This window comes from Pseudomonas sp. AC169, assembly GCF_979258515.1.
Genome location: NZ_OZ409866.1, coordinates 5,572,284 through 5,596,430 on the forward strand (window position 1 = coordinate 5,572,284; position 24,147 = coordinate 5,596,430).

General features: G+C 58.0%; 19 protein-coding genes. 10 read left to right on the top strand and 9 right to left on the bottom strand.

All coding sequences use genetic code 11. The features are described 5' to 3' along the window. Positions 1–7: 7 nt before the first annotated feature. Together ACZZ0G_RS24890 and ACZZ0G_RS24895 are read right to left on the bottom strand one after the other, a co-directional pair. Positions 8–439 (bottom strand): thioredoxin family protein, encoded by a 432-nt coding sequence (locus ACZZ0G_RS24890; protein WP_463558893.1) that lies wholly within the window; start codon positions 437–439, stop codon positions 8–10. A gap of 90 nt (positions 440–529) precedes the next feature. Next, positions 530–934 carry a hypothetical protein gene (locus ACZZ0G_RS24895; RefSeq protein WP_463557914.1) on the bottom strand — a complete coding sequence of 135 codons (405 nt, stop codon included), beginning with the start codon at positions 932–934 and terminating at the stop codon, positions 530–532. 425 nt (positions 935–1,359) lie between these two features. Between ACZZ0G_RS24895 and ACZZ0G_RS24900 the strand changes: the two genes are divergently transcribed. The 8 genes from ACZZ0G_RS24900 to ACZZ0G_RS24935 all read left to right on the top strand — a co-directional run bounded on the left by ACZZ0G_RS24900 (position 1,360) and on the right by ACZZ0G_RS24935 (position 8,200). After that, a complete protein-coding gene (locus ACZZ0G_RS24900; protein ID WP_463557915.1) occupies positions 1,360–2,208 on the top strand; it encodes a transporter substrate-binding domain-containing protein in 849 nt (282 codons plus the stop codon). A gap of 51 nt (positions 2,209–2,259) precedes the next feature. Further along, entirely contained in the window at positions 2,260–2,922 is a 663-nt protein-coding gene (locus tag ACZZ0G_RS24905) for an amino acid ABC transporter permease (RefSeq protein WP_003225455.1), read from the top strand. 9 nt (positions 2,923–2,931) lie between these two features. Next, the gene (locus tag ACZZ0G_RS24910; RefSeq protein ID WP_008078016.1) at positions 2,932–3,594 is read left to right on the top strand and encodes an amino acid ABC transporter permease; all 663 of its coding nucleotides are present in this window, start codon (positions 2,932–2,934) and stop codon (positions 3,592–3,594) included. Further along, positions 3,591–4,382: an amino acid ABC transporter ATP-binding protein gene (locus tag ACZZ0G_RS24915; RefSeq protein WP_463557916.1), complete on the top strand. Its 792-nt coding sequence runs from the start codon at positions 3,591–3,593 to the stop codon at positions 4,380–4,382. The genes ACZZ0G_RS24910 and ACZZ0G_RS24915 overlap by 4 nt, the downstream gene beginning before the upstream one ends. Positions 4,383–4,412: 30 nt before the next feature. After that, positions 4,413–4,802 (top strand): RidA family protein, encoded by a 390-nt coding sequence (locus ACZZ0G_RS24920; RefSeq protein ID WP_016984340.1) that lies wholly within the window; start codon positions 4,413–4,415, stop codon positions 4,800–4,802. Between the two features lie 309 nt (positions 4,803–5,111). Then, positions 5,112–5,876: an IclR family transcriptional regulator gene (locus ACZZ0G_RS24925; RefSeq protein WP_401388672.1), complete on the top strand. Its 765-nt coding sequence runs from the start codon at positions 5,112–5,114 to the stop codon at positions 5,874–5,876. A gap of 39 nt (positions 5,877–5,915) precedes the next feature. Continuing rightward, positions 5,916–7,130, top strand: coding sequence for an amino acid deaminase (locus tag ACZZ0G_RS24930; RefSeq protein WP_463557917.1), 1,215 nt, complete (start codon positions 5,916–5,918; stop codon positions 7,128–7,130). Between the two features lie 131 nt (positions 7,131–7,261). After that, positions 7,262–8,200: a sugar kinase gene (locus ACZZ0G_RS24935; RefSeq protein ID WP_463557918.1), complete on the top strand. Its 939-nt coding sequence runs from the start codon at positions 7,262–7,264 to the stop codon at positions 8,198–8,200. 108 nt (positions 8,201–8,308) lie between these two features. Here the strand turns inward: ACZZ0G_RS24935 and ACZZ0G_RS24940 are convergent, their stop codons facing one another. Together ACZZ0G_RS24940 and ACZZ0G_RS24945 are read right to left on the bottom strand one after the other, a co-directional pair. Further along, a complete protein-coding gene (locus ACZZ0G_RS24940) occupies positions 8,309–8,584 on the bottom strand; it encodes a peptidylprolyl isomerase (protein WP_007912322.1) in 276 nt (91 codons plus the stop codon). A 51-nt stretch (positions 8,585–8,635) separates the two neighbouring features. Further along, a complete protein-coding gene (locus ACZZ0G_RS24945) occupies positions 8,636–11,173 on the bottom strand; it encodes a hybrid sensor histidine kinase/response regulator (protein ID WP_463557920.1) in 2,538 nt (845 codons plus the stop codon). Between the two features lie 113 nt (positions 11,174–11,286). On the opposite strand from ACZZ0G_RS24945, the gene ACZZ0G_RS24950 reads away from it, so the two are divergent. Continuing rightward, entirely contained in the window at positions 11,287–12,396 is a 1,110-nt protein-coding gene (locus ACZZ0G_RS24950; protein WP_463557921.1) for a PilT/PilU family type 4a pilus ATPase, read from the top strand. Between the two features lie 138 nt (positions 12,397–12,534). Then, the gene (locus tag ACZZ0G_RS24955) at positions 12,535–16,344 is read left to right on the top strand and encodes a hypothetical protein (protein ID WP_463557922.1); all 3,810 of its coding nucleotides are present in this window, start codon (positions 12,535–12,537) and stop codon (positions 16,342–16,344) included. Positions 16,345–16,404: 60 nt separating this feature from the next. Here the strand turns inward: ACZZ0G_RS24955 and ACZZ0G_RS24960 are convergent, their stop codons facing one another. The 5 genes from ACZZ0G_RS24960 to ACZZ0G_RS24980 all read right to left on the bottom strand — a co-directional run bounded on the left by ACZZ0G_RS24960 (position 16,405) and on the right by ACZZ0G_RS24980 (position 24,141). Continuing rightward, on the bottom strand, positions 16,405–18,360 hold the full coding sequence (locus ACZZ0G_RS24960; protein ID WP_463557923.1) for an acetoacetate--CoA ligase: 1,956 nt from the start codon (positions 18,358–18,360) through the stop codon (positions 16,405–16,407). A 153-nt stretch (positions 18,361–18,513) separates the two neighbouring features. Then, on the bottom strand, positions 18,514–19,287 hold the full coding sequence (gene hbdH / locus ACZZ0G_RS24965) for a 3-hydroxybutyrate dehydrogenase (protein ID WP_463557924.1): 774 nt from the start codon (positions 19,285–19,287) through the stop codon (positions 18,514–18,516). A gap of 7 nt (positions 19,288–19,294) precedes the next feature. Continuing rightward, entirely contained in the window at positions 19,295–20,686 is a 1,392-nt protein-coding gene (locus ACZZ0G_RS24970) for a GntP family permease (protein ID WP_463557925.1), read from the bottom strand. Between the two features lie 307 nt (positions 20,687–20,993). Continuing rightward, complete coding sequence (locus tag ACZZ0G_RS24975) at positions 20,994–22,400, bottom strand: sigma-54 interaction domain-containing protein (protein ID WP_463557926.1); 1,407 nt, start codon at positions 22,398–22,400, stop codon at positions 20,994–20,996. Positions 22,401–22,566: 166 nt separating this feature from the next. After that, a complete protein-coding gene (locus ACZZ0G_RS24980) occupies positions 22,567–24,141 on the bottom strand; it encodes an ABC transporter ATP-binding protein (RefSeq protein ID WP_463557927.1) in 1,575 nt (524 codons plus the stop codon). Positions 24,142–24,147: the final 6 nt, after the last annotated feature.

Genomic DNA, 24,147 nt, shown 5'->3' on the forward strand with positions numbered 1-24,147 from the left:
AGCCTGTTCAGCAGTGACTCCGCAAGTGCGCACGTGCAACGGTGCGCAAAGTACGAAGTTTCTGACGCAGCCAGGGCAGATCATGCTTTTTTTTACGGACGGCAACGGGTGCTTTGATCTTGCCAATGTGCTCGGCGAAATCCCGTGCGAGGGTTTTTTCCGTGCCGATGCCTTTGAGTTTTTTCACCAGTCTGCCGTTTTTGTAAAACAGTACGGTGGGCGTACCGGTAACCAGCGGATGGCGCGGGGATTGGCTGGTATTGAGCATGTAGATATTGGCGCGATGGCGGTACTGCTCGACAATTTGCCGAAACACCTGCCCGGCCGAATCGCAGGCGGGGCAATGTTCGTTGGCGAAATACAGGATGACCGGGCGCCAGGTTTTCAGTGTTTTTTGATAGGTGGCCGGCAAGGCTGCGAAAGGGATTGGCGAGTTCATTGAAACTTCTCTCTCGGAATACACCGCTGGTGCGTTTACGGTAAAAAAGCGAGCTGCCACGTCATGAAAGCTCGCTTTCATTCGTGTGGCTCAGAGCAGCTTGGATAGCGTTACATCGCTGAAATAAGAGCCAAGTTCATCAAACGTACCGTCATTGGACTCTACCTTCACCGTGAACTTGAGTGTCGCGAGAGGGGCGTCGAACTCTTGGAACTTGATCGTCCAGCCTTGGTTACCTCCGACGTCAAGTTGAACCGGGTTGCCTGTCGGATGTGGTTGCACAGTGATGCGGCCCGCATAGCCATGCAGTGTTTTCATTCTTGCCGAGATCATGAATTTACCGCCGCCCTCGTTGCCCAGAAGGACGTCCTGACTGATGGAGTCAGGAGGCGCGATTATGCAGTGACCATGTACGTAACTGACGTTATTCGGGGTTGTTGCTGTCCAGTGATCGCCTTGATTCGCAAAATCACCATTTTTAATCAGATTGGCCATTTCAAAAGTCCTTATTGAGATTTCAAGTTTGGTTCCTGACCCGCTCGGTCCAAACCAGTAGGCCTAGCAATTCACCTGTCAACAACTGTCAACTCTGACAGGTCGAGCCGCAAATCCGATGAGCGGTCACTTGCTGTCAAGCCATTTTCTAAAATCCGATTCAATGCTTTATGTGTGCATCAATCGGTCGCGCACATGCCTTTAAATGTGACGTTACTTCCCAATCGGTTGCCATCAGTAGCGAAGGTCAAACCTCTACTGGCAATAGCCGCGCGCAGATCCGCGGGCTAACTCGTTGAACCGATTAATGTTTCCGAAGACCTGAGTTTTATTGCCAAAGCTATGGCACACTTTCTGCTGTCTATTCCGTAGTAACAAACCGTGTTCCGGTATAGCGGAATAAACACAATTCTGGAGTGCTTGCCATGCATCGCCGTCCTTCGTTGTTCAAAACGTGTGTTTTCGTTCTTGCGGCTTCGTCCGCTGTCATGGGTATGGCCCAGGCAGCCGACAGCAAGCTCGACAGTGTTCTGGCCCGTGGCAAATTGATTGTCGGCACCGGCAGTACCAATGCGCCGTGGCACTTTCAGGGCGCGGACGGCAAGTTGCAGGGCTTTGATATCGACATCGCCAGAATCGTCGCCAAGGGGCTGTTCAACGACCCGAGCAAAGTCGAGTTTGTGGTGCAGTCGTCCGATGCGCGGATTCCCAATCTGCTCACCGACAAGGTCGATATGAGCTGTCAGTTCATTACCGTTACCGCCAGCCGTGCGCAGCAAGTCGCGTTCACCCTGCCGTACTACCGCGAAGGCGTTGGCCTGCTGTTGCCGAACAACAGCAAGTACAAGGAAATCGAAGATCTGCAAGCCGCTGGTGACAGCGTCACCGTGGCCGTGCTGCAGAACGTGTACGCGGAAGAGCTGGTGCATCAGGCCCTGCCGAAAGCCAAGGTCGATCAGTACGACAGCGTCGACCTGATGTACCAAGCCGTGAACTCCGGCCGCGCCGACGCCGCCGCCACTGACCAGTCTTCGGTCAAGTACCTGATGGTGCAGAATCCTGGCCGCTACCGCAGCCCAAGCTATGCGTGGAGCCCGCAAACCTACGCATGTGCGGTGAAACGCGGCGATCAGGACTGGCTGAACTTCGTCAACACCGCGCTGCATGAAGCCATGACCGGCGTTGAATTCCCGACTTACGCGGCGTCGTTCAAACAATGGTTTGGTGTAGATCTGCCGTCGCCTGCGATCGGTTTCCCAGTCGAATTCAAATGATCCCGTGAGAGTGGGGCGATTGCCGTCGCCCCGCTCAAGGTACTGCTGACCATGAACTATCAGTTGAACTTTGCCGCCGTCTGGCGCGATTTCGACACCTTGCTGGCGGGGCTCGGTCTGGGTCTTGAACTGGCCTTGGTGTCGATCGCCATCGGCTGCGTGATCGGCCTGCTGATGGCGTTTGCCTTGCTCTCCAAGCATCGCGCCTTGCGAGTGCTGGCCTCGGTGTACGTCACGGTGGTGCGTAACACGCCGATTCTGGTGTTGATTCTGTTGATCTACTTTGCATTGCCGAGTCTCGGCATTCGGCTGGACAAGATTCCCTCGTTCATCATCACCCTGTCGCTGTATGCCGGGGCGTACCTGACCGAAGTCTTCCGTGGCGGGTTGTTGAGTATCCCCAAAGGGCAGCGCGAAGCCGGGCTGGCCATCGGTCTCGGCGAGTGGCAGGTCAAGGCCTACGTCACTGTTCCGGTGATGCTGCGCAACGTCTTGCCGGCGCTGTCGAACAACTTCATTTCGCTGTTCAAGGACACTTCGCTGGCCGCCGCGATTGCGGTGCCGGAGCTGACCTATTACGCGCGCAAGATCAACGTCGAAAGCTACCGGGTGATCGAAACCTGGCTGGTGACCACGGCGTTGTATGTCGCGGCCTGTTACCTCATTGCCATGCTGCTGCGATACCTGGAGCAGCGTCTGGCGATCCGCCGATAGGAGGCTGCGATGTACGAATCTCCCAGTTGGTTGCATGAATTGTGGGTGGCGCGCGAGCCGCTGTGGCAGGGCTTTCTGACCAGTGTGCAGGTGTCGGCACTGGCGATTCTGCTCGGCACGATGCTTGGCGTGGTTGCCGGGCTGGTGCTGACTTACGGCAAGTTCTGGATGCGCGCACCGTTTCGTTTCTACGTCGACCTGATTCGCGGCACGCCGGTGTTTGTATTGGTGCTGGCCTGCTTCTATATGGCGCCGGCGCTGGGCTGGCAGATCAGCGCATTTCAGGCCGGGGCCTTGGGGCTGACGCTGTTCTGTGGCTCTCACGTTGCCGAGATTGTTCGCGGTGCGCTGCAAGCGTTGCCGCGCGGGCAGATGGAAGCGAGCCAGGCCATCGGCCTGACGTTCTACCAATCCCTCGGCTACGTGTTGTTGCCTCAGGCTTTGCGGCAAATCCTGCCGACGTGGGTCAACTCGTCCACCGAAATCGTCAAGGCTTCGACCTTGCTCTCGGTGATCGGCGTCGCCGAATTGCTACTCAGCACCCAACAGATCATCGCCCGAAACTTCATGACCCTGGAGTTCTACCTGTTCGCCGGTTTTCTGTTCTTCGTCATCAACTACGGCATCGAATTACTCGGCCGGCACATTGAAAAACGGGTGGCCCTGCCATGACTCAAGCTCAAGTTTCCCCACAGAATCAGGCGTTGCTGGACATCCGTGGCCTGCATAAACAGTACGGCGCAGTCGAAGTGCTCAAGGGTGTCGATCTGAGCATGCAGCGCGGCAACGTGGTGACGCTGATCGGCTCCAGCGGTTCGGGCAAGACCACGCTGCTGCGTTGCGTGAACATGCTCGAAGAGTTCCAAGGCGGACAGATCCTGCTTGACGGCGAATCCATCGGTTATGACGAAGTCAATGGCAAGCGCATCAGACACGCGGAAAAAGTCATCGCCCGTCATCGTGCGATGACCGGCATGGCCTTCCAGCAATTCAATCTGTTCCCGCACCTGACCGCGTTGCAGAACGTCACCCTGGGCCTGCTCAAGGTGAAGAAGATGCACAAGGACGAAGCCGTGGTGCTCGCCGAAAAATGGCTTGAGCGCGTTGGCCTGCTGGAGCGGCGCAATCACTTTCCCGGTCAGTTGTCCGGCGGTCAGCAGCAGCGCGTGGCCATTGCCCGGGCGATTGCGATGAACCCGAGTCTGATGCTGTTCGACGAAGTGACTTCGGCGCTCGACCCGGAGCTGGTCGGCGAAGTGCTCAACGTGATCAAGGGCCTCGCCGAAGACGGCATGACCATGCTGCTGGTGACCCACGAAATGCGTTTTGCCTTCGAGGTCTCGGACAAAATCGTTTTCATGAATCAGGGGCGAATCGAAGAGCAGGGGCCTCCCAAGGAGCTGTTCGAACGCCCGCAATCGCCGCGTCTGGCTGAGTTTCTGAAAAGCACGCGGTTTTAATTTTTCGCTTTGTAATCAGGAGAAACACCCATGAGCATTACTCGATACGGCACCGGCAGCACCGCCGCTGGCGGCCAGCCCCGTCCCTTCGCTCGCGCCGTTGAAGCGGATGGCTGGCTGCATGTGTCCGGCCAGGTGCCGGCGGTGGATGGCGAGATTATCGTTGGCGGCATCGTCGAGCAGACTCACCAGACCATGAAGAACCTGATCGCGATTCTCGAAGAGGCCGGTTATGGCCTGGAAGATGTCGTGCGTGCCGGTGTGTGGCTGGACGATCCGCGTGATTTCAGTAGTTTCAACAAGGTCTTCGGCGAGTATTTCAAACCTGAGCACGCACCGGCGCGGGCGTGTGTGCAGGCGAGCATGATGGTTGATTGCAAGGTCGAGATCGATTGCATCGCCTACAAGAAAAAGGTCTGAAAATTGCTGCGTTGCTTAGGCCGCAGCCCCTCACCCTAACCCTCTCCCAAGGGAGAGGGGACTGATCTGTATCGATGCGGATTTTGCGTATGACGCTTACATTTACATCGATAAGGTCAGGCTCTTTCTCTCTGGGAGAGGGGACTGATCGCTGTCGATGCAGATTTTGGCAAATGACCACAACATGTGCATCGATACGGTCAGGCTCCCTCTCCCTCTGGGAGAGGGCGGGGGGTGAGGGCAGCAATCCAACTGACACAACACCAAGGGCCAGTTACCATCCGGCGACTTTGAATGGGAACCACTGAAATGACCGAAGACACCATCAAACGCCGGGCCCGTGGTCTGGACCGGGCGTTCGATATCCTCGATTTCCTCAAGGAGATCGGCCAGCCGCTGCGTCCGAATGACATCGCCAACGGCATCGGCAGCCCGAAATCCACGGTCTACGAACTGGTCGCCTCGTTGCTGGAGCGGCGGATTCTGGAACCGGTGGGCAAGGACGGTCATGTCTACCTGGGCCGGCAGTTGTACTTCCTCGGCCAGGCGCATCTGCGTCATTTCGACCTCAGCCGCGAGGCCGATCACGCCTTGCAGGAGATCGTCAGCCAAACCCATGAAACCGCGCAGATGTGCCTGCTCAACGGGCGCAAATACACGGTGGCGTTGATGAAGGAGGGCGAGCGGCATTTCCGCATTTCCTCCGACATCGGTGAAAACGCCCCCATTCCGTGGACGGCTTCCGGTCGCTTGCTGCTCGCGCACTTGAGCGACCAGCAAATCATCGACCTGATCGACGAAGACGATTACATCCTGCCCGACGGCGAGCGCCTGCCGCTGGAGCGTTTTCTGGCGGAGATCCGTCAGGCCGGCATCGATGGGTTTTTCTCCTTCGACAGCGTCGCCGACACCTTCACCCATTGCTTCGCCGCCCCGGTCAAAGACCCTTACGGCGTAGCGATCTGCACCCTGTGCATCGTCGCTCCACGGGCCGATGCGAAGAACAATTACAACGACTATCGCCGGGTTCTGATCGAGAGCGCCAACAGCCTCGCCCGGCGCATCAACGAATAACCGCGGCTGTCTGCGGCCGCAAAAGTGAGGAGCTCGACCATGACGACTGCCATCAATACTGCTGGGGAAAAAGGTGACGCCGCCCTCGGCGCGCACCTGACGCGTGACGTCAGTCTGCCGGCGCTGGTGCTGCATCGCGAGGCGCTGGAGCACAACATCCGCTGGATGCAGAAGTTTGTCAGCGACAGCGGCGCGGAACTCGCGCCCCACGGCAAAACCAGCATGACCCCGGCGCTGTTCAAACGTCAGCTCGACGCCGGCGCCTGGGGCATTACCCTCGCCAGCGCCACCCAGACCCGTGCCGCTTATGCCCACGGCGTACGCCGCGTGCTGATGGCCAACCAATTGGTCGGCACACCGAACATGGCGCTGATTGCCGATCTGCTGGCCGATCTGACCTTCGATTTCTATTGCATGGTCGATCACCCGGACAACGTTGCCGATCTCGGTGCCTACTTCGCCTCGCGCGGGGTGAAGCTCAATGTGATGATCGAATACGGCGTGGTCGGCGGCCGTTGTGGTTGCCGCAGCGAGCAGGAAGTCATCGAGCTGGCCAAAGCCATCAACGCACAACCGGCGCTGGCCCTGACTGGCATTGAAGGTTACGAAGGGGTGATTCACGGCGATCATGCCGTCAGCGGTATTCGTGAATTTGCCGCGTCCTTGGTGCGTCTGGCGGTGCAGTTGCAAAACAGCGGGGCATTTGCGATTGCCAAACCGATCATCACCGCCTCGGGTTCGGCGTGGTACGACCTGATTGCCGAGTCGTTCGAAGCGCAGAACGCCGCCGGGCGTTTTCTCAGCGTGTTGCGTCCGGGCAGTTACGTGGCGCATGACCATGGCATCTACAAAGAGGCGCAGTGCTGCGTGCTCGACCGCCGCAGTGATCTGCACGAAGGCTTGCGTCCGGCGCTGGAAGTCTGGGCGCACGTGCAGTCGTTGCCAGAGCCGGGTTTTGCGGTGATCGCACTGGGCAAACGTGATGTTGCGTTCGATGCCGGTTTGCCGGTGCCGTTGCTGCGCTACAAGGCCGATGTTGTGCCAGCGGTGGGCGAGGATGTAGGCGCGTGCAAGGTCACGGCGGTGATGGATCAGCATGCATTCATGACGGTGGCACCGGGCGTTGAGTTGCGCGTGGGCGACATCATTTCCTTTGGTACTTCGCACCCGTGCCTGACGTTCGACAAGTGGCGTGTGGGGTTGCTGGTAGATGAAGAACTTTCGGTGATCGAGAGCATGGAGACTTGTTTCTAAGGCTTGAGACCGAGTCGCGGCCTTCGCGAGCAAGCTCGCTCCCACAGGGGAATGCACTCCAAATTGTGGGAGCGAGCTTGCTCGCGAAGGCGCCAGTCCAGACACCCGCGTATCAACAGAGACAGCACAAAATGAACACCCTCAGCCCCCTCGGCCCAAACACCCCGCGCATCGCCCTGATCGGCGAATGCATGATCGAACTGCAGCAACGCGCCGACGGCAGCCTGCAGCAGAGCTTCGGCGGCGACACCCTGAACACGGCGGTGTACCTGTCCCGCGCGATGGGCGACAAGGCACAGGTCGATTACGTCACCGCGTTGGGAGATGACAGTTTCAGCGACGCGATGTGCCGGATATGGACCAGCGAAGGCATCGGCCTGGATTTGGTGCAGCGTCTGCCGGGTCGCTTGCCGGGCTTGTATTGCATTCAGACTGACGCCAACGGCGAGCGTCGTTTCCTTTACTGGCGCAACGAGGCGGCGGTTCGCGACTGCTTCACCACGCCGGCCGCCGCGCCGATTCTGGCGGCGTTGCCGGATTACGATGTGCTGTATTTCAGCGGTATCACCCTCGCCGTGCTCGGTGCGTTGGGCCGGGAAAAGCTGATCCAGACCCTGATCGAAGCGCGGCAGCGGGATGCGCGCATCGTCTTCGACAACAATTACCGGCCACGCCTGTGGGCCTCGGTAGAGGAGGCGCGCGCGGCCTATCGCAGTGTGTTGCCCTACATTGATCTGGCGTTGTTGACGGTGGATGACGAACAGGCGCTGTTCGGTTTCGCCGATTGCGCGGCGGTGTTTGCCGCTTATGCGCAATTCGGCACGCCGGAAATGGTGCTCAAGCGCGGGGCCGAGGCGTGCCTGATTTGCTGTGATGGTGAGGCATTTGAAGTGCCGGCGCAGAAAGTCGCGAAGGTGGTGGACACCACGGCGGCGGGGGATTCGTTCAGTGCGGCGTATCTGGCCAGTCGATTGTTGGGCGGGAGTCCGGCGGAGGCTGCCGAGGCCGGGCACTTGCTGGCCAGCCGAGTGATTCAGGTGCCGGGGGCATTGATTCCGAAACAGGCTTGAATGGCCGCTTGCTGCGCAATCGATTCGCGAGCAGGCTCACTCCCACAGGGAAGTGCATGCCAAATGTGGGAGCGAGCTTGCTCGCGAAGGGGCCCTGAAACCAAGCCTTCAATCGCGGTAAAACACCTGCACCAGGTGATACCCGAACTTGCTCTTGATCGGCCCATGCACAGTGCGCAATGGTTTCTTGAAAATCACCGCATCAATCGCGCCAACCATCTGCCCCGGCCGCACTTCACCCAGATCGCCGCCGCGCTTGCCGGACGGGCAGGTCGAAAATTTCTTCGCCAGCACATCGAACGCTTCGCCCTTGGCGATGCGTTGCTTGAGCTGTTCGGCCTCTTCGGCAGTTTTCACCAGAATGTGGCGGGCTTGGGCTTTCATCGTGCGGTACCTGATAACGGGGTGACGGCGGGGCGCGGATTATGCCTCAAGTCACGGGGTTTGGCTGAGCATCGTGCGGATCTTGCTGGCCAGCAACTCGATGGCAAACGGTTTGGCGACCATGTCCATGCCATCCTCGAGAAAACCCTGACGCTCGGCGGCTTTTTGCGCATAACCGGTCATGAACAGCACCTTGAGCCCCGGTCGATGCTGACGGGCGATTTCCGCCAGTTGCCGGCCATTCATGCCGGGCAGGCCGACGTCGGTGACCAGCAGGTCCACGCGTAGGTCGGACTCCAGCAAGGGCAGGGCGGTCTTGGCATCTTCGGCTTCGTAGGCTTGGTAACCCAACTCCCTGAGCAGATCGAGCACCAGCATGCGCACCGCCGGGTCATCCTCAACCACCATCACGGTTTCACCGGTCGCCGTCGCCGACGGTTGTTCAACGGCCACGACGGCTGGCCGTTCCGGTTCGACGCGATACAAGCGCGGCAAGTACAAGCGTACACACGTGCCTTGGCCCGGCAGGCTGTCGAGGCTGACATGACCACCCGACTGCTGGGCAAAACCATAAATCATCGACAGCCCCAGCCCGGTGCCCTGGCCGATAGGCTTGGTGGTGAAGAACGGGTCAAATGCCTTGGAACGCACGGAGGGCGTCATGCCGGTGCCGTTGTCGCTGACTGCCAGCATCAGGTAATCGCCGGCCTTGACCGGTTCGAGCGTGGTGATGTCGCTGCCGTCGAGATAGACGTTGGCCGTTTCGATCAGCAATTCACCACCCTCGGGCATCGCATCGCGGGCATTGATGACCAGGTTGAGCAGGGCATTTTCCAGTTGGCTGACGTCGGTGCTGACTGGCCACACATTCTCGGCCAGACGCAGGGTGAGCTCGATCGGATCGCCTTTGGTGCGGCGGATAAGGTCTTCCAGCGAATGCACCAGTTCATTGACGTTGAGGGTTTTGCGATCCAGCGACTGGCGCCGAGAAAACGCCAGCAAACGATGGGTCAGCGCCGCCGCACGGTTGGCCGATGACACGGCCGCTTCGGTAAAACGACCGATCTCGTCGGCCCGGCCATTGGCAATGTAGCGCTGCATCAGATCGAGACTGCCGATGATCCCGGTGAGCATGTTGTTGAAGTCGTGGGCGATACCGCCGGTGAGCTGGCCGACAGCCTCCATCTTCTGCGCGTGGCGCAGGGCATCTTCGGCGCGCTCGCGTTCGAACATCTCGTTCTGTAAGCGCTGGTTGGCTTGGGCCAATTGTTCGGTGCGGGCGCTGACCCGCTCTTCCAGGGTTTCGTTGAGATTGCGCAAGGCCTCTTCGGTTTTCTTGCGCTCGGTCTCGTCGATTACAAAAATATAGAAACCACTGATCGCGCCGTCGGCGGCGTAACGCGGTAAGTAATTCATCAGCGCGTGGCGATTGCTGCCATCGCGGTGCGGGGTGTACAGGCTGAATGAACAGGGCCTGCCGGCCAGCGCCTCGGCAATGTAAGGCAGGCGCAGGAAATAGGCTTCTTCACCGATGACTTCACGAATCGTGCGCCCGTAGAGTTCCTGCGGCGTGAGCCCGTACCAGTCGAGATAGGCCGCGTTGTTCAGGCGAAAGCGCTCTTCACAGTCGACATAACTGATCAAAATCGGCATGGCGTTGATGATCAGTTGCAGTTCGGTCTGACTCTGGCGTAACGCCTGTTCGGTGTGTTTGCGCTCGGTCAGATCCAGCGCCGCCCCGAGGAAACGCATGGGCCGGCCATGGTGATCCTTGTAGCACCGCCCGCGAGCGAACACCCAGCGTACTTCGCCGTCAGCCTGTAACAGGCGATATTCCTCAGCGTATTCGGTGCCGTGGGTGATGCAGTGCTTGATGCTGCGCGCAATCATCGCGCGGTCTTCCGGGTGCACGCCTTGCAGGTAATCGCTGATCGGCAACCGGCCGGCGAGGCCGGGATCGACGCCATGCAATTGGGCGAAATGCGCATCGGCGATAAAGCGGTCTTCGCCGATGTCCCAATCCCAAGTGCCGACGGCATCGGTCGCGGCCAGGGCCAGTTGTAGACGTTCCTCGGTTTCCCGTTGGGCCTTGAGGCTTTCCTCGGAACGTCGCTGCAGTTCCAGAGCGATGCGGCGGCGTTCGTTGGTTTCGATGGCGGTGACCAGAATTCCGGCGACTTGCGCGGTTTCATCACGGATCGGGCTGTAGGTCAGATCCAGCCAGAAGTCGGACTCTTGGCCGTCCCGTCGCAGGGTGAAGCGTCTTTCGCTGTAGGTGCGTACCTGACCTTGTAGGACGGCGCTGTAAATCGGGTCGGTAAAGTCGCGAAGTTCCGGCCAGATCTGATGCGCAGGCTGTCCGAAAGCGTGCGGATGCTTGTGGCCGGCGAGCAGGGCGAAGCCATTGTTGTAGATCTGCGTGAGTTGCGGGCCCCACAACAACAGCATCGGCATTGGCGAGTGAATCACGATGTCCACCGCGGTGCGCAGGCTTTGCGGCCAGCTGCCGGCAGCGCCCAGCGGGCTGCGGCTCCAGTCGGTGCGGGCGATCAGTGCCTGCGCGTCGTCGGTGTTCGGTACAGCATTCATTACATCAGTCCTGAGCGTGGTTCGGTGAGGCGACGTCTATCATTGTTGCAGTTGAGCTGCGCCAGACGCAGGCCATTGTCTATTCATTGAATGCTTCGCGGGTGCTTTTTGCCATGGAAATCGATGCACTGTTGTCAGTTTTGTCCAATAAAAACGGTTCGGACTTGTTCCTGTCCACGGGAGCACCGCCCAGTGCGCGTTTCGACGGCGTGCTCACGGCGCTGAGCGAGCGTCCGTTCAAGAGCGGAGAAACCGCCGCCATGGCTGCCTCCCTGATGGACGCCGAGCAACGACGGGAGTTCGACCGGGATCTGGAAATGAACCTGGCGATTTCGCGAACGGGCATCGGCCGCTTTCGCGTGAACATCTTCAAACAGCGCAACGATGTATCGATCGTCATACGCAACGTCAAACTCGATATCCCGCGGTTTGCCGATCTGAAGCTGCCAGCGGTACTGCTCGACACCGTCATGCTCAAGCAAGGGCTGATCCTTTTTGTCGGCGCCACCGATTCGGGGAAATCGACGTCGCTGGCCGCACTGATAGACCACCGCAACCGCCACAGCAGCGGGCACATCATCACCATCGAGGATCCGATCGAGTACATCCATCGCCACCAGCGTTCGATCATCAATCAACGGGAAGTCGGGGTCGATACCCGCAGTTTCCACGCCGCTCTGAAAAACACCCTGCGTCAGGCGCCGGACGTGGTGCTGATCGGCGAAATCCGTGACCGCGAAACCATGGAACATGCCTTGGCATTTGCCGATACCGGGCATCTGGTGCTCTCGACGTTGCATGCCATTAATGCCAATCAGGCGCTGGAGCGGATTATCAATATGTTCCCTGAAGAGCGCCGGCCGCAGTTGTTGCAGACGCTGGGCAATAATCTGAAAGCATTTATCTCGCAGCGCTTGGTGCGCACTGTCGATGGCCAACGAAGGGCTGCTGTCGAGGTGTTGTTGGGTACGCCGACCATTGCTGATCTGGTGCGGCGTGGTCAGTTCGAAGAGCTTAAACCGATAATGGAAAAATCAACTGAACTGGGTATGCAGACATTCGACGCGGCGCTGTTTGCGTTGGTTGCGGAAGGTGTGATCAGTGCGCAGGAGGCTTTGGATAATGCAGATTCGGTGAATAATCTAAAGTTGCGGATGAAGCTTGCTGGTGAAACAGACAATACACGAGATATAAGTTCCGGCGAGTGGGGTTTAATGGATTGATGGGGGGGCGTAGTTTCTTCGGAGTAAGTGTTGGCAATACTGTTTAATATTTTACCTGTGGAGAGGGATGGTTTAAGTTGGTAGAACGCTCATCAAGCTGAAATGGTCGGCTAGTTTAACTTGATGAGGTTTTCGATAATGGTTGATACACATGGCAAGATTTTTAAAGCATCAAATACTAACGTTTCCGAAGACGTACAAAAATCCACGATTGATGCTGTCGAGCGCCAGGTTGTACTGGCTCAGATGGAGTTGGCGCTGAACAAATATTCTGAGGGTCAGGCCGTTAGTTGGTCCGCATATGAAGTGGAGCTGCAAGCAGGGTCGTCGTTATACGAGTTGTATAATCCGGGCAAGATGCTTCTTAATCAATTGCTCACAACGGGGCCGGTAATACATGCACTTTATAGGGAAGAAGCAAGTGATCATAACGGTCTAATACGTGTTACAGCTAGCGGAGGGTTGGAAGTTCGTGGGAGGGTAGGTTGGGTCAATCTGACAGCTAAGGGGTATTTTGATCTAAGTGCTCCGACAATTTCTACATTGATAGAAATTTCGAATCTGGCCGAGGCGACAAGAGGTTACATATGGGCCGATCTGGATCTCCCGCTCGACCAATGGTTCACTTTTCATGATCTGCCAGTTCCGAAAAACAAGGAGCAGACGGAAAATTTGATCAGCTATTTCAAGTTCGATCCACCCGTGGGCGGGCTGGGGAATTATTGGGGGCAACTTGATTCGGATGACCATTCATTTTTTTCGTTGTCTGCCGAACATTGTGAGGCCATCCGTCTAGCAACCAGGCAGTTACTCAGCCCGGGCGAGAAGCTGCTGGACGTGTTGCATGCCAGGACAAGGCAGCCAGGCATAACCCCGCAAAATACTTCTGAATGGATGGGCCATGTGGTTGGTCATTCATTCAGTGTGGAGCTGGCAAGCTCTTTTCTTGAAAAGTTGCAGTGGTTTGGCTCACAGCCAGGCGAAACACCTTTAAAAGACGATCTCGCTTCGTTATTGGTGACTGCACTGTTGCTCGATATTGATCCGTCCATCGGGGTTGTCCAGTCGCGCAAGGTAATCAGTGGCAGGGCGCTTTATGCGCCGGAGAATGTTAATCGCCACCCTTCGATCCTTTGCAAGGAGCTGGAGGCTGTTCTCATCGCCGATCGTTCGGTGACATCCTCTTTGGCGCCTGTTGCGCTGCACCTGTTGTTGGCGGGTATTGCTCCAGAGCTTCAAGTCAAGGGGATCCCATCTTCGTTGATGATGGGGTCGGTTGAATGGTTGAATTATTGTCGCGCGGTCAAGCTCGTGGATTCGGTTAGACAGGGCGCCTCGCGGGTGTTGACCTATAAGCAAATCCTCGCCTATGCCGAACTGGAACCCGTGACTGAAGCTCATCGGCAACTGCGTGAGCTAGCAATGATCGACCCGATGGTCGATTGGGCATTGATAAATGGTGTCGTGACTTCTGCTGAATTGACGAGCAACGAAAAAGCCACCACAGAGCGGGCAGTGTCGACCTTCCAGATGTTCGCGGACAATTTCGTATTGCGTACGGGAGCGCTTCCCAGCAGGCGCTTGATTGCCAAAGAGGCGTTGGAAGATGCAGCGCCGTTGTGTGATTTTCTGGAAGAGAAGGTGCTCTATCAGCGTCCAGGGCTTTATGCGTCTCCGACTGCGACATCGATGGTTGAGTTGCATATGTCGGGTGACCTCGCAGGCGGCGAGTGGGATCGACGTGAAGTATTTCCTGATTCCAGCTTTTCAAACACGCCGGACTTGCTCGCCAGTCAGACGGGTTATACACCGACCAAATACTATGATCCTTCGGTAAAGAGCATCCATCAAGAGTTTCCCCGGCTACGACGTCTGCGTTCTGTTAATGAGGAGTTCCAACAGCAGGTGCGTGCGTATACGGGACGTATTAATCAATCGTTGATTGCGACCGTGAAACACGCGATTTCCAGCATGCCCAACGAGGATCTACAGGCATTCCTGAGCGAAAAAGTTACCTTCTTTACTTTTCGCAATGACGCAGCCTTTCTCTACACGGAAAAAATTTCTGCTCCGTTCATTCCTCCTTATCACCACGAAAGGAAGGTTGAAACCCGTGAGGTCAGAGATGCGGTAACCGGGCGCTTTGGGCTGTTGATGTGCGTCAGGAATGGCAATGATCTTATCGCTTATGAACTATTCACCTTGCGCGGCGAGCTGAAAAAGAACAATTGGCTAGGGAAATACCTGGCCAAGACAGGCTACTTTCAGGAACCCGCTAGGCTTGACTTCAGTGGCGACCCTAAAGGCTTTGCCAAACCCGTCTTGAAAGAACATCTGAAAATCGACTTGCACAAATATCTGCATGGCGAACCCGCTAAAACCAAGGGCGACGGGAGGGCAGTCCCAGAGAAACTGGGTGAACTCGTTGCGGTGGCAAATCCGGCAAAGGTGGAAAAGAGTCCTTTCAAGAATTTCAGTAATCCGCAACTTTCTCGCTTGGCTGAATTTATTATTGCCCATCATCCTATTGTCAAATTCGAAGAGGTGCTAATAGCCGCCTCTGAGCAGACCGAACTCGAGAAAGAGCGCGAGAAAGGCGAAAGAATTGCGACTTATTTTGTCGATTTGGTTGTGCCATTCAAAAAGTGCATCGAGGACATATCAAGTGGCGAACACAATCGGGTGGTAGACGGTATATACGGGTGCATGATGGACGCTATTTCATTGGGCGGTGCCGTTTATGGCGCGGGTGCAAAAGCTCTGAGCATCTCGGCCAAATCAATATCGACTGTGAACAAAGCGGCGCGCCTGACTAAACTGGTAGTCACATCATCTGTTTCACTTTTGAATCCAGTGGATGGTGTACCCACGGCGCTGTATGGCGTCGGAAAGTTCGTTCATAACGGCCTCCTGCGTTTCAGCAGGTCCACGCTGGAGCTTCTCGGTCTGGCAAGGTCTCAACTGGACACATTGCATGGCGTAGCAAAAGGCGTGAGTCTGGCGCGTACAAGCGAGCCCTTGCTGACTGGTCATGGTACTTGGCATCCGACAGGCATCAGCGGACGTTCCTATACGGTGTTTGCAATGCGCAAGCATTCTCAATGGTATGCGCTTGATCGGCTGGGTAGACCATGGGGGCCGCAACTGAGCAGTTTCCGACTCGCAGCTGCCGGTCGGTTTCCGCGTGCGGTGAGGACTTCATCCATTTTATTTACCCGAAAAATCGTTCCAAAGAGCCTGCCGCGAATGCAGCAAAAGATCGACAACGCACTGAATGTGATCGCTCAGCCGGCCTATAAGTCTTCACGCGAGAGCCTGATCAAGTTGCTGATGGGAGATGATTCGACGGTAGCGGTGGACAATGTGGTAAACGCACTGCGATTAGTCAGGGCGGATTTTGCGGGTTTTTCCGTCAGCAATATTTTCCTGGATCCGCATAAAGATTCAAACGCCATCGCCGAGTTTGATCTGGATGCCTATAAAGAATGGAAGAAGGCGGGCAGTCGAACAGATCAAACGTTCATCCATATTTCTGTACCCAATATCAATCGGCAATTCTGTGCCACTGGCTTGAATCATGATGTCATCGCCGATGGCCTGATTCATGAGTTGTTTCATGGGGCTACACAAATCAACGATGTCGGTTATGCGCTGGACGTCAAAGGGGATGCAGCCGTCGGTCAAAAGCTGGATGTGACTGCACTGCTGAATCTCGCATCGGGACGATTAGCAGTAGAGGGGGCCGGCAGCTCCTTTCACCCAAGTTCGAAGACTTTTGAGAATGCCGACTCTTTGGCGGTGTTCACCTCCCTGTTGGATCAAATTGACGCTGACAAAGATGTTTTCGAAACGAATCTGCGAACGATGCGCGCAGCAGTTGCCGAGAGTGGCGGCGGCGTCATTACGGGTCCTGTAGTGATCAGATTGAACACTAAGCCCACTTATTAGCCGATCTGGCTGCAACCTGGCGAAACCAGGTGCAAACCGATAGCCTGGGATTGATAACATTCAGGTTTGCAGCTCCCACCGATCCCGAAACTGCTCCAGCGTTTCGGGATTGGCCAACGCATCGGTGTTTTTCACCGGCCGTCCATGCACCACCTCGCGCACCGCCAGTTCGACAATCTTGCCGCTGATGGTGCGCGGAATGTCCTTCACTGCCACGATCTTCGCCGGTACATGCCTTGGGGTGGTATTGGCGCGGATCACCTGGCGGATGCGCTGCTCCAGTGCTTCATCCAGCTCCAGCCCTTCGCGCAACCTGACGAACAGCACAACCCGCACGTCATCCTGCCACTGCTGGCCGATGGCGACGCTGTCCAGCACGTCGACGACTTTCTCGACCTGGCGATAAATCTCCGCCGTGCCGATGCGCACGCCACCCGGATTAAGTACGGCGTCGGAGCGGCCGTGGATCAGTATCCCGCCGTGGGGCCGTTGCTCGGCGTAATCGCCTTGTGCCCAAACACCTGGAAACAGGCTGAAATACGATTGCCGCAGTTTTGCTCCGTCCGGGTCATTCCACAGACCGATCGGCATGGCCGGGAAATGACGGGTGCAGACCAGCTCGCCTTTTTCGCCAATTACCGGCTGGCCGGCATCGTTCCAGACCTCCACCGCCATGCCCAGGCTCTTGCCCATGATCTCGCCGCGCCGTACCGAGGACAGCGGGTTGGCGTTGACGAAGCACGAAACGATATCGGTGCCGCCCGACATCGACGCCAGGCACACATCCGCTTTGAAATCGCGATAGACGAAGTCGTAGCTTTGCGGTGATAGCGCCGAGCCGGTACACAGCAGTGTCTTCAGGCTGCCCAGATCATGACATTCGCGGGGCTTGGCGCCGCTGCTTTCCAGGGTGGCGAGAAACTTGGGGCTGGTGCCGAACACGCTGATGCGTTCGTCGTCGATCAAGTCGAGCAAACGCTGGTTGTCCGGATGAAACGGTGAGCCGTCGTACAGCACCACGGCGCTGCCGACCGCGAGCGCCGAGACCAGCCAGTTCCACATCATCCAGCCGCAGGTGGTGTAGTAGAAAAGTCGATCACCCGGGCCGAGATCGCAATGCAGGCCGTGTTCCTTGACGTGTTGCACCAGCACGCCACCGGTGCTGTGAACGATGCATTTCGGCACGCCGGTGGTACCGCTGGAATACAACACGTATAGCGGATGATTGAACGGCACCGGGACAAAGTCCGGTTCGCCGCCCGCTTGATAGAAGTCATCCCACACGGTCACTTCGGCATGCGTCCGGTAAGCCTCGACGGGGGCTTGCGGCTGGGCGTACGGGACGATGATCAACTGGCTCAGCGTCGGCAGTTGCTCAAGTATTCCGTTGATTTTGCCGGTCTGGTCGATGGTCTTGCCGGCGTAGCGATAACTGGCACAGGTGAGCAGTACCTTGGGCTCGATCTGGCCGAAACGGTCGATCACCCCGTGGGTACCGAAATCCGGCGAGGAGCACGACCAGATCGCGCCGAGGCTGGCGGTGGCCAGCATCGCGACCAGCGTCTGCCAGGTATTGGGCATGCACGCGGCGACGCGATCGCCGAGGCCAACCCCGGTGGCCTGCAAGCTCGCCTGAAAACCGGCGACGTGCTCGGCGAGCTCGGCCCAGGTCAACTGCTCGCGCTGGCCATTCTCCGCCACGCTTATTACGGCCACGGCATCGTCGCGACGACGCAGCAGGTGTTCGGCAAAGTTCAGCGTGGCGCCGGGAAACCACTCGGCGTCGGGCATGTTTGGGCCTTCACGCAGCACGGCATCCGGCTGTGTGTGGAAGCGGATATCGAAGAAATCGACGATCGCCTGCCAGAACTCCGCGCGCTGCTCGACGCTCCATTGATGCAGGGCCGGGTAGTCGTCGAGTTTCAGCGAATGGCGCTGATTGACCGCACGGCGGAAGGTGTCCATTCGCGACTGGGCGATACGGTTGGCGTCGGGTTGCCAGAGGGTGTCGGACATTGGTTGCCTCTTGTTTTATTCATGCACAAAGCTTGGGCGGTTCACCTATCCCCTGTAGGAGTGAGCCTGTTCGCGATAGCGGTGTGCCAGAACCGTAAAAGTTAACTGCTACAAAGCTATCGCGAGCAGGCTCACTCCTACAGAGACGCAGCATTACTGCGCCAGCCATCCACCATCAATATTCCACGCCGCCCCACGCACCTGGCTGCCAGCCTCGCTGCACAGGAATAGCACCAGTTCGCCCAGGTGCTGCGGCGTGACGAACTCCAGCGACGGCTGTTTCTCGGCCAGCAGGTCATGCTGTGCCTGTTGCGGATCGACACCCTTGGCCGCGCGATCATCGATCTGCTTCTGCACCAGTGGCGTCAGCACCCAACCCGGGCAGATCGCGTTGCAGGTGACATTGCTGGTCGCGGTTTCCAGGCCGACCACTTTGGTCAAACCGATCACGCCGTGCTTGGCAGCCACATAAGCCGCTTTGCCGGTCGAACCGACCTGACCGTGCACCGAGGCGATATTGATGATTCGCCCCCAACCTTTGGCGCGCATTCCCGGCAGGCTCAGGCGGGTGCTGTGAAACACCGAAGACAGGTTGATGGCAATGATCGAATCCCAACGCTCGACGGGAAACTCTTCCACGGCGGCGACGTGCTGGATGCCGGCGTTGTTGACCAGAATGTCGACACCGCCGAACTCGCGCTCGGCGTAAGCAATCATGTCTGCGATTTGCGCCGGGTCACTGACGTCCGCCGGATGATGGCCGACCTTGCCGCCGAACCGAGCGACTTCGGCGATGACTTTGGACGCATCGCCAAAACCGTTGAGAATCAGATTCGCGCCTGCCTTGGCCAGGCTCAGTGCGATGCCCAGGCCGATGCCGCTGGTGGAACCGGTAACCAGCGCGGTCTTGCCGGAAAGAGTCGTCATGAATACCTCACACAATGCCAGTGGCGTAGAAAGTGCCGATCACTACGAAAACCGCCAGGGTCTTGATCAGCGTAATACAGAAAATGTCTTTATAGGCTTCGCGGTGGGTCAGGCCGGTCACCGCGAGCAAGGTGATGACCGCGCCGTTGTGCGGCAGCGTGTCCATGCCGCCACTGGCCATCGCGGCCACGCGGTGCAGCACTTCCAGCGGAATGTTCGCGGCATGGGCAGCGGCAATGAACTGCTCGGACATCGCCGCCAGCGCGATACTCATGCCGCCCGACGCCGAGCCGGTAATGCCCGCGAGTAACGTCACGGTGATGGCTTCGTTGACCAGCGGATTGGGAATCTGCTTCAGCCAGTCAGCCAAGACCAGGAAGCCCGGCAGCGAAGCGATCACGGCACCAAAACCATATTCCGACGCAGTGTTCATCGCCGCCAGCAATGCACCGCTCACCGCGCTTTTGCTGCCCTCGGCAAGTTTGCTGCGAATCGCCTGAAAGCCGAACGCCAACACCATCAGAATGCCCACCAACAACGCCGCCTGCACGGCCCAGATCGCCGTCAGCTTGGCGATCTCGGTGGTCACCGGCGTAGCCATGCCCGGTAGCGCGAGGCTGTGGGTCTTGCCGTACCACTGCGGAATCCATTGGGTGAACAGCAGGTTCATGATGCCCACCGCCAGCAATGGCGAGAGGGCAATCCATGGGTTTGGCAGCTTCAGATCTTCAGCGGTTTCTGGCTCGTTGCGCAATTCAGTGCCGTAGCCCTCACCGGCGCGTTGCGCCTTGTTACGTTGACGCTGCAGAAACAGCATGCCGGTGCAGAACACGAAAATCGTGCCGATCACTCCCAGCCACGGCGCCGCCCACGCGGTGGTGTTGAAGAAGGTGCTGGGGATGATGTTCTGAATCTGCGGCGTGCCGGGCAGGGCGTCCATGGTGAACGAAAATGCGCCGAGGGCGATGGTTGCCGGGATCAGCCGCTTTGGGATGTTGCTCTGGCGGAACATCTCCGCTGCAAACGGATACACCGCAAACACCACGACGAACAGCGACACGCCACCGTAGGTGAGCAGGGCGCAGACCAGCACGATCACCAGCATCGCCTGTTTGGTGCCGAGCAAGCGAATCGCCGCAGCGACAATCGAACGGGAGAACCCCGACAGTTCGATCAACTTGCCGAACACGGCGCCGAGCAGGAAAACGGGGAAATACAGTTTGATGAACCCGACCATTTTCTCCATGAACACCCCGGTGAACGCGGGGGCTACGGCGGAAGGGTCGGTGAGCAGGACAGCGCCGAGGGCGGCAATCGGGGCGAAGAGGATAACGCTGTAGCCACGGTAGGCGGCCAGCATCAGCAGCGCCAGGGCTGCCAAGGCAATGATCACACTCATGGTGTGTCTCTCCAGAATTGTTATTTTTGTGGGTGAAACGGGTGTGGGAGAGGCTTTAGCGAGATCTGTGCCAGATATGTAAGTAGTTGAAATATATGAATTTAATCTTGGTTTTTGAGTCGCAAACGCGTTATCTGTCTCTTTTTTGAGATAGTGTTGATTGATTTCGCGTCATCGCGAGCAGGCTCACTCCTACAAGGGTGAGGTTTGCACCAGTCAAACTGTAGGAGTGAGTCTGCTCGCGATGAGTGGGAAGCACTCCTTTGTGTCTATCTCTATGTTGAGATCTATGTCTCTGTGTGGAGACTCAAGCGATTCCCAGCGCCACCATCTTCTTGTACAACGTCGACCGCCCAAGCCCCAGTCGAGCCGCCGCTTCCGGCACTTTACCCTCACATTGCGCAAGAGCTGCCTGAATCAGTTGCCGATCAAATCGCTCCCGCGCCTGCGCGTAAGTCTCGGTCGTCAGCGCTTCAGCCATTGGCGTCAGAGCACGCTCAACCGGCGTCAGCGTGCCAATCGCCGCACGAATGTCCTGCTCGCTCAGCATCAAATCATCACTGAGCAGCGCCGCCCGTTCGAGCACATTACGCAATTCGCGAATGTTCCCCGGCCACCCGTGTTGCCCGAGCAGTTTCAAGGCATCACGATGCAACTCATGCTGACTTCGCAGCTCTTCCAGAATCGCTTCGCTGAGGGCCGGCAAGTCATCCAGACGTTCCCGTAGCGGGGGCACCTGGATCGGCAACACATTGAGGCGATAGTACAAATCGGCGCGGAATTCGCCGCGCTTGATCGCCGCTTGCAGATCGGTCGAGGTGGCAGCAATTACGCGCACGTCGCTCTGAATCACCTCGTTGGAACCGACCGGTTCGAATTCCTTCTCCTGCAACACGCGCAGCAGTTTGCTTTGCAAGGGCAACGGCATATCGCCAATCTCGTCGAGAAACAATGTGCCGCCCTGGGCAATCTGCAACTTGCCGGTGCGGCCCTTGCGGTCGGCGCCGGTAAACGCGCCGGGCGCCGTGCCGAAAAACTCAGCCTCCAGCAGTGCCTCGGGAATTGCCGCGCTGTTGATGCTGACGAATGCTTTGTGTGCCCGTGGCGAGGCACTGTGAATCGCCTGGGCCAGCAACTCTTTGCCGGTGCCGGTTTCGCCAAGCAGCAGCACCGGCGATTCGGCGCTGGCACTGCGCCGGGCACGGCGTTTGACTTCCAGGCTGGCGGCACTGGTGCCGATGAAATGGGCGAAGTTGTATTTGGTCTGCCGGGCGCGCAGCAGAGAACGGGTCGAGGCCAGTTCTTCCTGCATGCTCAAGTAACGTTTGAGCATCGGCGACAACGTGCGCAACTCGTCGAACAGGGCAAACCCGATCGCGCCGATCACCGTGCCGGCGTCGTCGTGGATTGGCAGGCGCATTACCACCAAAGGTTCTTTCGGGGTGTCCTGCATGTCCAGAAGAATGGGGCGACCGGTACGCACGACTTCCCGCAATAAACTGCCAGGGATCACGCTTTCACAAGGTTTGCCGATCGCACTTGCAGCCTCCTCGAGACCGAAACGCCGGGCGTAGCGCTCGTTCATCCAGACGATGTTGGCATCGCGGTCGACAATCACCGTGCCCTCGCTGGACTGCTCGATGATCTCGAACAGCGAACGGATCGCCAATGTGCGAACCCGTTGGTAGTCCTTGAGGCTTTCGGTGGTGTTCATGGAGGCTGATCCTGATTGTGTATGGCCTGTGCCGGCCCCTTCGCGAGCAGGCTCGCTCCCACAGTAGATTTGGTCGTTCGCAAATTTTGTGTCCGGCGTGAACCTTGTGGGAGCGAGCCTGCTCGCGAAAGCCGCGACCCGGTTTCAAGCCGAACACATATGATGCCTACCCCGGATGCGCCGCCGCCAACAGCTCTTTGGTATACGGATGCTGCGGTGCATCAAACACGTCATGGCTGGCACCACGCTCGACCACTTTGCCGTCCTTGATCACGATCATGTCGTGGGCCAGCGCTCGTACGACCGCCAGATCATGGCTGATGAACAGGTAGGTCAAACCGTGTTTTTCCTGAAGCTGGCGGAGCAGGGCGACCACTTGTTTTTGCACCGTGCGGTCCAGCGCCGAAGTCGGCTCGTCGAGCAGAATCAGCGCCGGTTTCAGCACCAAGGCCCGGGCGATAGCAATGCGTTGGCGCTGGCCTCCGGAGAATTCGTGTGGGTAGCGATGGCGACTCTCGGGGTCGAGGCCGACTTCTTTAAGCACGCGGATCACTTGCTCATCGCACTCATCGGCGCTCGACTCGCAGTGCACTTCCAGACCTTCGCTGATGATCTGCCCAACTGACATGCGCGGGCTGAGACTGCCGAATGGATCCTGAAACACCACTTGCATTTGCCGACGCCACGGGCGCATCTGTTTCTGATTGAGGCTGTCGAGCGCTTCGCCCTGAAAGCGAATACGGCCTTCGGAGTCGAGCAAACGCAGGATCGCCTGACCCAGCGTCGACTTGCCCGAACCCGACTCACCGACGATGCCCAGCGTCTTGCCACGCTGAATACTCAGGCTGATGCCATCCACCGCCCGCAGGTATTGCTTGCGCTGGAACAATCCGCCACCGACGACAAACTCAACCTTCAGGTCATCGACCTCCAGCACGTTCTCGCGCTCATCGCGGGGCAGGGCTTCGCCTTCGGGCTCGGCATTGAGCAGCACGCAGCTGTAAGGATGCTTCGGTTCGGTAAACAGGATTTCGCAGGGCGCCTGTTCGACGATTTCCCCGGCCTTCATCACGCACACCCGTTGCGCGATGCTGCGCACCAGGTTGAGGTCGTGGCTGATCAGCAGCAGCGACATGCCCAGACGTTGCTGCAGAGATTTGAGCAGCAGCAGGATCTTGCGCTGCACGGTCACGTCGAGCGCGGTGGTCGGTTCGTCGGCGATCAACAGTTCCGGTTCGCAGGCCAGGGCCATGGCGATCATCACCCGTTGCCGTTGGCCGCCGGAGAGTTGATGCGGGTAAGCCTTGAGTCGCTCTTTGGGTTTCTGGATGCCCACCAGTCCGAGCAGTTCGAGGATCCGCGCCTGCGCCGCTTTACCGCCGAGGCCACGGTGCAGCAGCAGGGTTTCGCCGATCTGTTTTTCAATGGTGTGCAGCGGATTCAGGGAGGTCATCGGCTCTTGAAAGATCATGGCGATGCGGTTGCCGCGCAATTCGCGCAAGACCTTGGGATCGGCGCCGATCAGTTCCTGTCCGCGATAGCGAATGCTGCCAGTGGTTTGCGCTTCGCTTTCCGGCAGCAATTGCAGAATCGAGTGGGCGGTCACCGATTTGCCCGAGCCCGATTCGCCAACCAGGGCCAGACACTCACCGGGACGAATGTCCAGGCACAGGTTGCGCACCACGGTCTGGCCATGGAAGGCAACGTTGAGGTTACGGATTTCAATCAGGTTGTCAGTCATGGCCAC

Excerpts from the sequence above, each read along its gene's own strand:
- ACZZ0G_RS24890 (WP_463558893.1), bottom strand. The coding sequence starts at position 439 with ATGAACTCGCCAATCCCTTTCGCAGCCTTGCCGGCCACCTATCAAAAA.
- ACZZ0G_RS24895 (WP_463557914.1), bottom strand. The coding sequence starts at position 934 with ATGGCCAATCTGATTAAAAATGGTGATTTTGCGAATCAAGGCGATCAC.
- ACZZ0G_RS24900 (WP_463557915.1), top strand. The coding sequence starts at position 1,360 with ATGCATCGCCGTCCTTCGTTGTTCAAAACGTGTGTTTTCGTTCTTGCG.
- ACZZ0G_RS24905 (WP_003225455.1), top strand. The coding sequence starts at position 2,260 with ATGAACTATCAGTTGAACTTTGCCGCCGTCTGGCGCGATTTCGACACC.
- ACZZ0G_RS24910 (WP_008078016.1), top strand. The coding sequence starts at position 2,932 with ATGTACGAATCTCCCAGTTGGTTGCATGAATTGTGGGTGGCGCGCGAG.
- ACZZ0G_RS24915 (WP_463557916.1), top strand. The coding sequence starts at position 3,591 with ATGACTCAAGCTCAAGTTTCCCCACAGAATCAGGCGTTGCTGGACATC.
- ACZZ0G_RS24920 (WP_016984340.1), top strand. The coding sequence starts at position 4,413 with ATGAGCATTACTCGATACGGCACCGGCAGCACCGCCGCTGGCGGCCAG.
- ACZZ0G_RS24925 (WP_401388672.1), top strand. The coding sequence starts at position 5,112 with ATGACCGAAGACACCATCAAACGCCGGGCCCGTGGTCTGGACCGGGCG.
- ACZZ0G_RS24930 (WP_463557917.1), top strand. The coding sequence starts at position 5,916 with ATGACGACTGCCATCAATACTGCTGGGGAAAAAGGTGACGCCGCCCTC.
- ACZZ0G_RS24935 (WP_463557918.1), top strand. The coding sequence starts at position 7,262 with ATGAACACCCTCAGCCCCCTCGGCCCAAACACCCCGCGCATCGCCCTG.
- ACZZ0G_RS24940 (WP_007912322.1), bottom strand. The coding sequence starts at position 8,584 with ATGAAAGCCCAAGCCCGCCACATTCTGGTGAAAACTGCCGAAGAGGCC.
- ACZZ0G_RS24945 (WP_463557920.1), bottom strand. The coding sequence starts at position 11,173 with ATGAATGCTGTACCGAACACCGACGACGCGCAGGCACTGATCGCCCGC.
- ACZZ0G_RS24950 (WP_463557921.1), top strand. The coding sequence starts at position 11,287 with ATGGAAATCGATGCACTGTTGTCAGTTTTGTCCAATAAAAACGGTTCG.
- ACZZ0G_RS24955 (WP_463557922.1), top strand. The coding sequence starts at position 12,535 with ATGGTTGATACACATGGCAAGATTTTTAAAGCATCAAATACTAACGTT.
- ACZZ0G_RS24960 (WP_463557923.1), bottom strand. The coding sequence starts at position 18,360 with ATGTCCGACACCCTCTGGCAACCCGACGCCAACCGTATCGCCCAGTCG.
- hbdH (WP_463557924.1), bottom strand. The coding sequence starts at position 19,287 with ATGACGACTCTTTCCGGCAAGACCGCGCTGGTTACCGGTTCCACCAGC.
- ACZZ0G_RS24970 (WP_463557925.1), bottom strand. The coding sequence starts at position 20,686 with ATGAGTGTGATCATTGCCTTGGCAGCCCTGGCGCTGCTGATGCTGGCC.
- ACZZ0G_RS24975 (WP_463557926.1), bottom strand. The coding sequence starts at position 22,400 with ATGAACACCACCGAAAGCCTCAAGGACTACCAACGGGTTCGCACATTG.
- ACZZ0G_RS24980 (WP_463557927.1), bottom strand. The coding sequence starts at position 24,141 with ATGACTGACAACCTGATTGAAATCCGTAACCTCAACGTTGCCTTCCAT.